This is a genomic window from Solimonas marina (assembly GCF_012241385.1).
Classification (GTDB): domain Bacteria; phylum Pseudomonadota; class Gammaproteobacteria; order Nevskiales; family Nevskiaceae; genus Solimonas; species Solimonas marina.
This window is the reverse complement of sequence record NZ_JAAVXB010000016.1, coordinates 40,209-53,215: the sequence shown is the minus strand read 5'-3', so window position 1 is coordinate 53,215 and position 13,007 is coordinate 40,209. Positions and strand designations below refer to the sequence as shown.

Annotated in this window: 8 protein-coding genes; 2 read left to right on the top strand and 6 right to left on the bottom strand. The window is 63.7% G+C overall.

All coding sequences use genetic code 11. From position 1 onward, the window contains the following. Positions 1–748 precede the first annotated feature (748 nt). The 3 genes from G7Y82_RS19690 to G7Y82_RS19680 all read right to left on the bottom strand — a co-directional run bounded on the left by G7Y82_RS19690 (position 749) and on the right by G7Y82_RS19680 (position 4,417). Positions 749–1,882 (bottom strand): DUF1682 domain-containing protein, encoded by a 1,134-nt coding sequence (locus tag G7Y82_RS19690; RefSeq protein WP_168149847.1) that lies wholly within the window; start codon positions 1,880–1,882, stop codon positions 749–751. Between the two features lie 20 nt (positions 1,883–1,902). Continuing rightward, on the bottom strand, positions 1,903–3,372 hold the full coding sequence (locus G7Y82_RS19685) for a lipoprotein N-acyltransferase Lnb domain-containing protein (RefSeq protein ID WP_168149846.1): 1,470 nt from the start codon (positions 3,370–3,372) through the stop codon (positions 1,903–1,905). Positions 3,373–3,595: 223 nt separating this feature from the next. Next, entirely contained in the window at positions 3,596–4,417 is an 822-nt protein-coding gene (locus tag G7Y82_RS19680; RefSeq protein ID WP_168149845.1) for an SEL1-like repeat protein, read from the bottom strand. Between the two features lie 579 nt (positions 4,418–4,996). On the opposite strand from G7Y82_RS19680, the gene G7Y82_RS19675 reads away from it, so the two are divergent. Together G7Y82_RS19675 and G7Y82_RS19670 are read left to right on the top strand one after the other, a co-directional pair. After that, positions 4,997–5,152 carry a hypothetical protein gene (locus tag G7Y82_RS19675; protein ID WP_168149844.1) on the top strand — a complete coding sequence of 52 codons (156 nt, stop codon included), beginning with the start codon at positions 4,997–4,999 and terminating at the stop codon, positions 5,150–5,152. Between the two features lie 153 nt (positions 5,153–5,305). After that, positions 5,306–7,030 (top strand): tetratricopeptide repeat protein, encoded by a 1,725-nt coding sequence (locus G7Y82_RS19670; protein ID WP_168149843.1) that lies wholly within the window; start codon positions 5,306–5,308, stop codon positions 7,028–7,030. A gap of 223 nt (positions 7,031–7,253) precedes the next feature. Here the strand turns inward: G7Y82_RS19670 and G7Y82_RS19665 are convergent, their stop codons facing one another. From G7Y82_RS19665 to G7Y82_RS19655, 3 genes are all read right to left on the bottom strand, one after another. After that, positions 7,254–8,912, bottom strand: a complete 1,659-nt coding sequence (locus tag G7Y82_RS19665; RefSeq protein WP_168149884.1) for a GMC family oxidoreductase — start codon at positions 8,910–8,912, stop codon at positions 7,254–7,256. 451 nt (positions 8,913–9,363) lie between these two features. After that, positions 9,364–10,371, bottom strand: coding sequence for a YCF48-related protein (locus G7Y82_RS19660; RefSeq protein ID WP_168149842.1), 1,008 nt, complete (start codon positions 10,369–10,371; stop codon positions 9,364–9,366). Beyond that, positions 10,368–12,830, bottom strand: coding sequence for an efflux RND transporter permease subunit (locus tag G7Y82_RS19655; RefSeq protein WP_240954445.1), 2,463 nt, complete (start codon positions 12,828–12,830; stop codon positions 10,368–10,370). The genes G7Y82_RS19660 and G7Y82_RS19655 overlap by 4 nt, the downstream gene beginning before the upstream one ends. Positions 12,831–13,007 lie beyond the last annotated feature (177 nt).

Below are 13,007 nucleotides of genomic sequence, written 5' to 3'. Positions count from 1 at the left end.
CTCGGGAACTCACGCGTGATCGCCGCCAGCAGGCGCCGCGTCACGGCATGTTCCTGCTCGGCCCATCGCCGCACCTGCATCCGCAACCCCGGCGACAGGCGCAGCTGATCCCCGACCGCGTAACGACGACGTACCTGCAACGAATCGAACATGGGGGCTCCCCCTCTTCCCGATCGGCCTGACCATCTCTGCGACGAGTCCGGCCAGATCTATCCGAGGCCGCTCGACTTACCGTCCCGCCGGCCTAGCCATGATCATGCCGCGTGCCGTGCTCGACCGCTATCGGCATCGGCTTACAGGGGCCTGCGCTCATGTCAGCCGCGGAGCGTCTGCAAAAAGCGCAGCAGGATGGCAGCACTCACACGCCGCCCACACTCATCGCTGGCCGATAGCACGCCGGTGCTGTTTGTGGCACGAGCACGAGAAAACCCCAAAGCATCGATCTCTCCACCTCGGGCCGCTAGCAATAGGGAGATCGGCGGTGAACCGCATGCCGCGTCGCAGAACGCTGACAACGCTGGCGCCAACAGCGCGCAGGCACAGTGGAGCGCGTGCACGCTCGCTACGGTATCGCTTTCACTCCGTGCGTGGTGCCGAAGCGCAACACGATCGCGCAGACGCCAGCGCAGCCTATGGATGCCCGAGACGATCCACGCCGCCACCGCCGATCCTCCACGATCCACCGCCTACGCAGCCATCCTCCCCATACCTCTGAAGTCTCGGGTCTCGAGACGGACACTTCCGACGCCTAGAGTTGGCACCCCGTAACCTCGGCGGCACGAACGACAAAATCTTCCGCATCGCAGGCGAGCGTCTTCGGCACTTCGGCCGAATCGCCGTAGCAACTGGCCTCGCCGTTGCTGACGATATTGTGCAGGACGCCTCGGTGAACGATTGTGCTGCTGTTGGGACACTGCACCGTGAAGTGCACGTCGACACACTCGACCTCGGTCGGACGAATCTTCGGCAGCGCTCCAGCAACGTACTTTCCGCCATAACAGCTCATGCCCCGCAAGCGGGCACCCTGTTTGAGCTGCGCCAGATAGTTCGCTTTGCGCTGCTCCTTCTCGGCCTCCTGCTGCTGCCGTGCGAGTTCTCGCGCCTGTTGCTCACGTTCTCGGGCCTCACGCACCTGCCGGGCGGCCAACTCACGCTTCTGCTTTTCCTCAGCACGCCGGCGCGCCAACTCCTGCTGCTCGCGCATGCGTTTGAGTTCGGCTTCCTGCTGTTCGGCGGCAGCGGTCTGCTGCTGACGCTGGCGTTCAATCTGCCGGCGACGCTCCTCCTGGGCCTGCTCGCGCTGACGCCGCTGCTCGGCAAGCATCTGTTGTTGCTGCTTGAGCTGCGCCTGCTGCTGCGCGAACGATTGCTCCATGTTCTGCTTCATGCCGATCAGGGCGGAATTGAGCATGTCCAGCGTGCTCGGCCCCTGATACTGCTGCTGCGGTTCGTCGCAGCTGTGCGGCGAGCGGTTTCCGTTGACGCACTGCTTGTATTCGCGAGAGATTGGACAGCTGTCGGAGCACTCACTCATGCGCTCCTGCATCGCCACCCGCTCTTTCTCGTCCTTCATGAACTGATACCGCTCGCTGCGATACTTCGACGCCTGCGCCAGCGATTGCTTGGCGGCATCGTCGTAGACCAGCGCGCCGGCCCGCTTGAGCTGCTGATCGGCGCACTTGAAATCTTCCTTGTCCGAGCACTGGTAGACACGCTCGATCGCGGCATCGAAGTCGCTGCGGTCCGTCTTGTCGAGCTGATCGAGCTGGTCGAGCAGTTGCAGCATGTTCTGCTGCCCGTCCTGGGCCTGCGGTTCGGCAGTGGCGGGCTCGGTGTCGGCGAGCGCGGCATGCACAGCCAGCGTGGCTGCGACCAGCGCCACAGAAAACATCGTCCTTGCGTTCACATCAACCCCTTGAGCATCGAGATATTGGCCAGCGTCAGATCGATCTGGCGACCGATGTCACGCAAGGCGATAAAGCCCGGCTCGATCTGCTGCATGCGCGCAGCGACCAAGCCGGACACTTTCAGGCGCTCACCGATGTCATTGCAGTCGACGGCCTGCCGGTAGTGCGCGTCGAGAAAAGCGTCGTCCGGAATGCCGTCGGCGCGTGGCAGCTGCCGATGCAACGCTGCCAGCGGTTCGAGATAGCACTGCGTGAAGAATTCACGTTCCGGCGCCGGCCCTAAATCCGCCGCCAGGTCCGACAGCCCGGCGACGACGTCATGCCTGGACAGCAGCTCGATCGTGCGCTGCGTCAGCATGCTCTGCAGCTGCATCAGCGTGTACTCCTCGAGCAGTATCTGCGCGTCGAGTACATGGGCGTCCTTGGCGAACGCCTCCTTTAGACGCACATCGGAAAGAATGTTCTGTAGCCGCAGTTTGGCCGGTGTCGAGGCATATTGGTCGAGCGTCGCCGCTGGCGAATCCTGCGACGCCGCCGCAATCAGCTCACGCGCCTGCCGGTAGTACGGTCGGTTGCTCGGAAAGTAATAGCCGCGCGCCTCGGCTTCGGCCGGCTTGTCGAGCCAGCGTGCGTCGACCAGCGGGCTGTGGCGCAGCGCGGCAAAGAAGGTGTCGGGGCGCAGATAGCCGCGCGCCAACTCGTCGTCGCTGGCGTAGCCGGCCACCATCTGAGCCAACGCGTCCTGCAGCAGCGTCGCGCAGTTGTTGGTGAAGAACCGGTAGTCGCCCCGATAGCGCCAGTGCACTTCGGACAGCTCGCGAACGATCTGTTCGACCTGCGCATGATCCATCTTCAACGGCACGGAATACAGATTGCGGTCGTCCAGCAATGTGTTGGCGCGATACGCCTCCATGAAGCTCATGCCTTGCAGACGTGCGGCATAGCCGCCGACCATGCCCTTGAGCGGGTTGATCTGCAGGCCATCGACACGCGCCATGTAGCCGAGCACCACGTGCTCGAACAGATTGCGCTCGCAGCGTTCGGCCGTGACCGGCCCGTCCGGACAGACGATCAAGCGCAGCGACACATGGCCAAAACGCGACGCCAGGCTGTCGCCGCCGGACGAGAACATCACGTGAATGCTGCTGACGTGGTCCGGACGGATATGCACCAGCCGCCCACCCTGCTTGCGATCAAACAGGAAGAACGGGACGCTGTCGCTGCACGCACCATAGCTGACGCTGCTGCCGTAGCGCTGAGCGAAGTAGTACGCATACGCCGGATGCCGGCACGGGTAGTCCGCCACGCTCAGAAAGCCGGCAAGTTCGCGCGCATAGGCGGCGCGATCGTGCGGCGCATCACCGGCGACGAGTTGCTCGACCTGATCGAAGCGTGCGTCCGGCTGTAGCGCATCGACCTGCATGATAGCCGCGTAGAGCCGATCGGCTTGTTCGTCAGCAGCCATGCTCGCCCCTGCTGGCGCCGACGATGAGCAGGCACGTGCCTGCGGCTGCAGCAGCACACGCATGCCATCCGGCGTGGCCGGCCATGCCAACAGTTCTGCCGCCGAGGCACAGCCCGCAACGGCGCGCGATGGCGCCGCCGCTGGCTGCCAGGTCGAACATCCGGCCAATGCCAATAAGGCCAGGAGGCCGGCGAAGCGGCGCATCACGATACCGCCCCGCGCGTCACTTGTCGGCGTAGGCTTTGCCGACCAGCGCCGATGGATTGGCCCACCGCGCGGCATGCGTCTCCAGCTCTTCCATGTTCTTGTAGATATCGCGACGCGTGCTGTAGACGGTCGGCACGCTGATCAGATCCATGACCGTCGCGAACGGCAGCAACGTGACATAGGTCGAAGCCCCTTCGGTGAGCCGGTTCTCCAGCATCCACGGCGTCAGGCGCACGTAGTGAAAGTAATCGTTTTCGTCGAGCCGCTGCTGCAGCGCGGCGAGCTTCTTCTGACGGTCCTTCTCCTTCTGCGCGGCATCGGCCTTCTGCTGCCACTGCTTGGCCAGCTCTGCATCGGCAGCGACGCCGTTACCGTCGGTGTAGCGGCTGGCCAGGCTGCGCATGGCGCCGATGTCACCGCTGGCGGCTTTGTTCTGATCGGACTCGACCGCAAGCTGGAGCTTGCGCTGGCGCTCCTGCTCCTGCGCAAGGCGCGCCGCTTCCTCGCGCTTCTGCTTCATTTCAACGCCGTAGGCGGTCAGCGTCGCCGCCGGCAGCGTCACGCGCACGCGCTGCGGCACGCCGGTAGCGAGCGTCAGCGTCTGTGTGAAGATCTGTTCGTGTTCATCGTCGATCGGCTTGACCACGCGCAGCGTGTGCGTCCCGGCCGCCACCCCGATCGGCTCCTTGCGATAGTCCGAGCAGTCGAAGCGGTATTCGTCGTCGAGGTAGACCTTGGCCCCCTCGGTCTGCTCCATGCAGTCGACACGCAGAATGGAATCGTCAGCCTGCGCCAGCGGCGCCGCCAGCAGCAGAAACGGTGCAACCCAGAATCTCATTGATGAACCCCGAAGACAGTGTCATGTCTCGACCCATCCGGGACCAATGCCAGCGTCGCATCGGCAAGCGAGGTGCCGGCAACATCGGCCTGCTCGAGCCGGGACACCCGCCGTCGGAGGTGTGGATTTCAGATCCGGCCGCCGCTGCGCGCGAAACGTCTTGAACAGTACGTCCGCTGCATGAACCGGCTCCTCGGTTGCGCAGGGGCGTCTCCCGTTACCAAACCCCGTGTGTGGCGGGTCGAGTTCCTCGGACATCCGGCGTCGCGTCCCGGCGTTGCGGCGTGTCCGGGCATAGCGTCCAGGATCGGGGAGCGAAGCCTCAACCCCAATTTTGGGGGTGCCGAATGAAATTCAGCGCCCCAGAGCATCACTTAACGCTCCAGTGCCGCCAGAAAGCGCGCCAGCGCTTCATTATTGGCCGGAGCCGGGCGTGAGACTCGCAGCGTAGCCGGCTCCGCACATGGTGGCCGGTTCGGCATGCGGCAAGCGCTGCACCCATTTCGCGCCCGAAGTCGAAGGTAACAGCGACGTCCGAATCGCTATCGCAGCGACTTCACTTTATCCCTGCGAAGAACGATGGGCTTCCCCCGAATCGACAACACCATTGCTCTCCGGAGCTTGTCGGCTGCCGACGTCGACACGACGCGGCGTGCCTTGATGATCATGATCGACAATCTCGCGCAGGATGCCGGCGCCAAGGTCAGCAGGGAGCGTGGCGGCGGCAGCCGGTGATTGTGCAAGACGGTCCGTCCGCCCGCATCCTTCGCCGGATCGGCGAAATGGGGCCGATAGTGGCATCAAACCCGCGCCGTCGGTTCGGGTGACCGAAGTTCTCCCGCGCAAGCGCATCCGCGCATATCGGCACTGCCGCTCGGGCCGCCGCCGATGCAGCAAATCGATGCTTGGCGCGCTTCGTGCCTCTTGTCGCCCATGGTGATCGTGATGAGCCTCAAGCCACGTGGCCGCCCGATCGGGCACCGCTCTCTTCACCGGGCGTCGATCCTGCTGTCTGCCGTCCTGTGTCTGTGCGCCATGCGGACGGAAGCACAGGCACCGACGACGACGCTTGATTATTCGCGGATTCCGTCGCAGTGGCGTTATCACATCGAGCGAATCGTTGCTGCCGAGCAGCAGCCGGACGCGCTGGCGCGGTGCATTGCGCACCCGCCGCCGCTGAAGTCGATGTGGCCGGACGGACTGGCGAAGGCCTATTGCGAGCAGATCCATGACGACAGCACGCCGAAGCTGGCCGCCATCGAGGCTGCGCTGAAGGCCGGCCAGGCTGGCGATCTGGACGCGCGGTTTGCCGGCATGGTGGCCGCCATCGCACGCGATCCCTTTCAGCGCGATCGGACGATCTTCTCGTACCGCTCCGTCGAATCCGCCGACGGGCGCGGCCTGACCGCGGCGCAGGAATGGCTGAAGCGGACCCCGGACAGCCCATACGCCCTCGCCGCCCGCGGCTTCGCCTATCTGGGCCTCGCAGAAAAAGCTCGCGGCACGGGCTGGGCACGCAACATGTCCGATGCGCAGATGCGCGGCATGCGGGAAAATCTGAAGCTCGCCGTCTCCGACCTGAGTACCGTCGCATCGCGCCAGCCGAAGATGATTTCGACCTACGTCGGCCTGATGAATGCCGCACAGCTGGACGGTGACTTCCGGGAACAGGGAGCTGCGGCGGTGCAGTCCGCCCTGGAGATCGCGCCGCGCAACTGCACCGTCTATCTGGCACTCTCTTACAGTGCCCAGCCCAAATGGGGCGGCTCGATCAAGCAGCTGCGCGCCATTGCCCGGCTCGCCAATCTGCATGTCCGAGACAATCCGCTGCTCGCCCGGGTGCGCTCCTACCCGGTCGGATACGCGGCATACGAACGGATGCGCGGCAGCGACGACGCGACGCGGCAACGGCTTCTGCCCGTCCTCGAACGCGCCTTCCGGCTCGGGCCGGACGTTTCCTATGCGGAAAGAATTGCCAGAACCACGTGGCGGAAAGAACCCGCCGCGTCGCTCGCATACTGGTCGCAGGTGGCGCGCTTCGACCCCGGCGAGATCGATGCCTGGATCAACCGCGGATTTTCCTGGACACGCGTCTTCGGCGCCGCCGGCGCCGATCTCGGGATCAGTGACCTGCGACACGCGCTTTCGCTGGATGGCGACAACCGCGACGCCCATATCGATCTGGCCAATGCATATGCGCTCAAGCGTGAGCCGGCCAGGGCCGAGGAGCAGCTCCAGGCCGTCATCAAGCTCGACGCCGGCAACGCACGAAACCTTCAGGCGGATCGCCGCATGCTGGCAGGGATCGTCACGTTCGGCCATCGCGACCCGGTGCGCGCCCTGCAATTGGTGAACGGCCTGCTGCAGGAGGATGCGGGCTGGACCTTCGGCCTGTATCTGAAAGCCGTCGCGCTGTGGGAAAGCGGAAATCGCTCGAAGTCTTTCGACACACTGACCCTCTTCGTCGACAAGGCCGACGCCTCGGATCCCTCGCTGCGTCCCTACGTCGAAGCGGCACGCAAGCTCATCGCGCAAATCTCGGCGCCCATCGAGAGAGGACCGCAGCGGCAGGCGAAGCCCGAGCAACGGAAGCGGTCAGCGGGAACCCGGTAGCCGCCTTCCGGACCTGCCCGCGCTCCGCTGCGGGGCGGGCGGTCGATTCATTTTGTTGCGCCCGACAGAAAAAGGTCCCCGGATGTGATCCGGGGACGAACGCCCTCCCACCAAGGAGAGGGCGGGAGACACGAGCCTGTCCCGGATTGGACGCGGAGTGCTTCCAGTGTTTGACGCTCCATGCCTCTCAATGACGCTCCCGCAGATGCGCGTGCGAACCGGTTCAGGCGGTCGCCGCTCCGAGCTCGCACGATTCCGCGACCGGCGACGGCGCCTCCGCGGCCACCGGCATCCGCCCCAGGATCATGTCGACCGCTTTTTCGGCGATCATCATCGCGGGAGCATTGGTGTTGCCGCCGATGAGCGTCGGCATGATCGAAGCGTCGACGACGCGCAGCGCCTCGCAACCGTGGACGCGCAGCTGCGGATCGACGACCGCCATCTCGTCGATCCCCATCTTGCAGGTACCGACCGGGTGATAGACGGAATCGGCCCGGGCGCGGATCACGTCGGCGATCTGCTGGTCGGTCTTCACGCCGGCGGTGAACAGATCCTTGCCGACGACGCCGGACAGCGCGGGCGCTTCCATCAGCCTGCGCGTCAGCTTGAATCCTTCCACCAGATCCTGCAGATCACGGGGATCCTTCAGGAACGCCGGATCGATCAGCGGCGCGTCGGCAGCGTCGGCCGAACGCAGGCGGACGCTGCCGGTGCTGCGCGGCCTCAGCAGGCAGACGTGACACGAGATGCCGTGCCCGAGATGCAGTTTGCGCGCATGGTCGTCGACGAGCGCGACGACGAAATGCAACTGCACGTCGGGCGCCGGCAGTTCCGGCCGGGTCTTCAGGAAACCGCCGCCTTCCGCGAAATTGGACGAAAAGGCACCGCGGCCCGCACGCCGGAACCGGAAGAATTCGCGAATCATCCTCAGCGCGCCCATCAACGAAAGACCCATCGCATAGCGATACGTGCTTCGATACCCGAAGACGAAGTCCGGATGATCCTGGAGGTTCCGGCCGACACCCGGCAGATGGTGCACCACGGGAATGCCGTGACGCTGCAATTCTTCACGATCGCCGATACCGGAAAGCATCAGGAGTTGCGGCGACTGGAAGGCACCGGCCGAGACGATCACCTCGCGCCGTGCCCGAACCACGTGTTCGACGCCGTTCAGCCGGACCGAGACGCCGATCGCACGACGGCCTTCGAAGAGAATTTTCTGCGTGTGCGCGCCGGTGAAGGCCGCCAGGTTCCGCCGCCTGCCCAGATGCGGAAACAGGTAGGCGCGCGCCGCGCTGCACCGCCGCCCATCCTTCTGGGTCACCTGGTAGATACCGACACCCTCCTGGTCGGCGCCGTTGAAATCGTCGGTGATCCGGAACCCGACCTGTCGAGCCGCTTCCAGATAACGAGCGTGGACCGGATTGTCGGTACATACATCGGCGACGTTCAGGGGCCCCTCATTGCCATGCCATCGATTGCGAATCCGCTCGTTGCCTTCGTTTCGAATGAAGTACGGCAGCACCTCCCGATACGACCAGCCGGCATTTCCCAGCGCGCTCCAGCGATCGTAGTCCGACTGATGACCGCGGATGTAGACCATCGCGTTCATCGCAGACGAACCACCGAGATTCTTCCCGCGCGGCTGATAGCCCCGACGCCCGTTGAGGCCGGCCTGCGGCTGCGTCTCGAAGGCCCAATTGCCGATTTTCGTGGGCATCATCGCGACCGTGCAGACAGGAACGTTGACGAACACGTTGTCGCCGCTCCCGCCCGACTCCAGCAGGCAGACCGAAGTCTCAGGGGTCTCCGTCAGACGGCTTGCCATCACGCACCCGGCCGAGCCGCCGCCAATCACGACGTAGTCGTATTCCTTTTCCAGCGTCTGACTCATCACATTTCTCCTCGATTTCCCCACGCCGTGCGACACGGCCCGCGCCGTCCCGTCGTCGGGCGGATCAGGCTCCGCTTCCGCCGTTGACGCTTCTGTCGTCGCGCAGCTGACGCGATCGCTGTCCCATTCTGGAACACGTCCCCCGATCCTGCGCCCGTTGTATCTCCAGGTCCATGAGAACCAGCAGATAGACGCGGCTCCCGGCGATGCGCCTGTAAAAATTCATCGATCCTCCGCACCGCCATCGGCGGCTTCCCGCACAGATTCCCGATATCCGGGACAGCAGCAGCCCGACAAGTCTCGAACTGCGCGGATACCTGCCGCGCCATGCTTCCACGAACCGCGCATCGCGCCGACGTTGCCATTCGCTTCAAGCCATCCGCCGGCGCATGAAAGGCTCGGGCGACACCGCAAACGCTCATGCCGCCTGCGACGAAAGCTATTCCTTCTGATCGACAAGACCCGGCTCGCCCGCCAGTACGAGACCGGACGGCGTTGCAGCGACGGACGTCCACGTCCCCGACCCGTCGGACTGGCCGTGCGCCGTGCCGTCGAGCAGATGCCCGTCCGCGGCAATGTGAATCTCGGTTCCGTTTGCGCCGACCAGCAGCACGCCTCCGTCGTCGAGCGTCATGCCGCCGAAGATCGAGGATTCCGGGCCACCGTCCAGCTTTTTCCATGGGCCCGAGACGACGTCGTCGGTCATATAGATATTGCCCAGCAGACCGTAAGCGACAGCGCCATGCTCTCGCCACGGCAATACGCCGAAGAGCGGACCATCGTAGATCGCATCCAGCTTCTTCCAGCTCTGTCCGGTGTCGTCCGATACCCCCATGAGCCCGGCTTCGCCGACCGCGAACAGTTTTCCGTCGCGAAGGCGCGTGACGGCGAACAGGTGATATTTGCCGGTCGTGAGCTCCGGCGCCTCGACATCCGACCAGTGTTCGCCGCCGTCGGCCGTCCGCTTGAGGAGACCGAATGCACCGACGGCGATCGCGGTCTTCGCGTCCAGGGCCACGACGGAAAAGATCGGCGAATCCAGCGACGGCTGGAAATTCTGCAGCGACCAGCTGTCCCCTCCGTCCGCGGTATGAAGAATCACCGCGTCGTGACCGACCGCCCAGCCGTCCGATCCGCCGGCAAATGAAACCCATGTAAGCGCGGTGTCGACGGGGCTGGCGATCTGCTGCCAGCGCTCGCCGTCCGCCGAGCGCAGGATCACCCCATGCGCGCCGACCGCCACGAAATGGCTGCCGGTCCGCTTGACGTCGAACATCACGGACCGCTCCGGATGGGCCACGAGCAGGGCCGGGATCGGCTTCGCCGGCTGCGCACTGCCGGCAGACACCGATTCCTCCGCGCCCGCCGTCGGCAGCGCACAAGCCATTGCGGCGACGGCCGCACAAGCCACGAATCCCGCTTTGAGTCGCAGATGCCGGCGCTTCATTGTGCTGTCGCTCCCTCGGTCAACGTCATGGTCTTCGCCTTCATCAGGAACGCGGAAAAAGCGGGCAGCATGACCAGGGCCGCGACCGCATTCGCGGCGAACATGATCGTCAGCAGGATGCCCATGTCGACCTGGAACTGAAGGCCGGACAACACCCACGTCGCGACGCTGGCCGATAGCGCCAGCGCGGTCACCACGACTGCCTTGCCCGTCTGGTGCAGCGTGTCCGCATACGCCTCGCGCAGCGGCATGCGCTTCACCTTCACGTTCTCTTCGAGCACGCTGAAGATGTAGATGCCGTAGTCGACGCCGATACCCGCAGCGAACGCGGCGACCGGCAATGTGGCAACCGTTTCGCCGATGCCGAGGAACACCATGATCGCGTAGGTGTAGACGGATACGGCCGCCAGCGGCACCAGAATGCAGATCAGGCCGACGATGCCGCGGAACGACACCACGACGCACAGCGCGATCGCCGCGTACAGCCAGAACAGAACGGTGTACTCGGTATCCTTGATGACATCGTTCGTCGCGGCCATGACCCCGACGTTGCCGCCCGCAAGCGCCAGCGTCAGGGACGCATCATCCGGGCTGGTCTTCTTGTAGTCCTTGATCGCCGAAATGATGGTGTCGATCGTGGTCGCACGATGGTCCGACGTAAAGACGTAAGTCGGCATCACGCTGCAGTCGTCGTTGAGCAGCCCCGTGGACGTCGTGAACTGCTGGCCGGACAGGATCAGGCCGTCCTGAGACCGCGGCAGCTCCATCCAGCGCGGATTGCTTTCGTTGTATTGCGCCCATACCACCTTGTCCAGCGTCGCCATCGACGTCGTCGACACCACGCCCGGAACGTTCTCGAGATACCAGTTGAAGCGCGAAATGCGATGCATGATGTCGTAATCGATGCAGGCGTTCTTCTTCGTCTCCCCATAGATCTGAAGAACGTCGACGCCGATCGAATAGTTGTTCGCGATCTTTTCCGAATCGAGGTTGTACGTCGACGTCGGTTTCAGTGCCGGCACACCGGCATGCAGTTCGCCGATCTGCAGATCGCGCGCGACCAGATGCGCGCCGAACCATGTCACGCCCGCGAGCAACAGCACGACGAAAGCGACCGGTCTGTTCGTCAGGCCCGCCATGCGGTTCCAGATCGGCTGAAGCCTTTCGTCGCGACGCTGCTGATACGCACGGAAGGCATGCGGATCCCTGACCTTGACGTAAGACAGCAGGCACGGAAGCAGGACCTTTTTGCAGACGATGACGGCGATCAGGCCGAACATCGCGTTGATCGCCATCTCGCGAACGATGCCGATCGGAATCAGCAAGATCGTCCCGAACCCGATGATATTCGTGATGAGCGCCGTGATCCCCGGGATGACCAGACGCCGATAGGTGGCGCGCGACGCCGCGAGACTGTCGAGCCCTCTGTCGGAGACTTCGAGCAGCCAGAAGCTGGTGATCTGGATGCCATGCGAAACACTGATCGCCAGCACGAGGAACGGCACCAATATCGCGAAGGGATCGAGCGCATAACCTGCCAGATGCAGAATGCCGAGTTCCCAGACGACGGCCAGCAAGCCGCAGCTCAGCGGATAGAGCGACACCCGGAACGATCCCATGTAATACGCGAGGACCATCCATACCAGGAAGACCGTCAATGCGAAGAAGCTGACGACTTCGATGGAAGCGTCGGCGACGTCGCCGATGACTTTCGCGAAGCCGATGATCTCCACGTCGATGTCCGGGTTGTAGTCCGGATTTTTCTTCTTCTCGACACTGAGATCGCGAAGCTCGAACGAGCGTTCGACCGTCTCCCCCTTCGGCGTCACCAGCGTTGCGTCGATCGTCTTGAAATAGGACAGCAGTCCGCGCGGATCGCGATACTCGGTGGTCACCACCGTGCCGGCCGGAAACGGAGCGTCCTCGCGCTTGAGCTTCAAGGTATACATGTCCGGCGTCGTCAGACGCTGACGGATTTTCTCGAAGAGGTGCGAGGTCTTGATGTAGTCGAGCTGTTTGTGCGTCCGCGGATTCTGGTCGACCAGTTCGGATGTGATCATCGCCGAGGTCTGGTCGTTGGAGACCAGACGTCCGATGATTTTCGCCTTGACGACGTTCTGGTGAACCTGCGCCAGTGCCTCCGGAGTCGGCTTGAAGCCGGACGGGATCACATTCCCGCCCCTGAAGCCCCCCTCGACCGACTCGATATAGCGGACATTCGGCGTGAACAACGAACTGATTCGCGTACGATCCACGCCGGGCAGGAAGAATACGGCGTCGGTCGCCGTCTTCAGCGACGCAAGGAAAGCACCGTTGTAGATATCGCCCTTTCCGGTCTTCTGCGAGACTGCGACGAGCATCGTATTGCCGCCGCCGAACTGACTCTGATATTTCTTCAGAATCTTGATGTATTCATGATTCTTCGGAAGCTGTTTTTCGAATCCTGAATCGAGCTTCAACTGCGAAGCCTGATATCCGAAAAGCACCGTCATAAGCCCAATGACGACCAGCGTGATCGGCCGCTTTGAAAATATCAGCGGTTCGGTGATGCGGACGAAAAGCGTCGCGAACCAACCACGGGAATCGCCGTGCATAGGAGCACCCTTAATGAAAACCGGCCGACGGCGTCCGCCGGC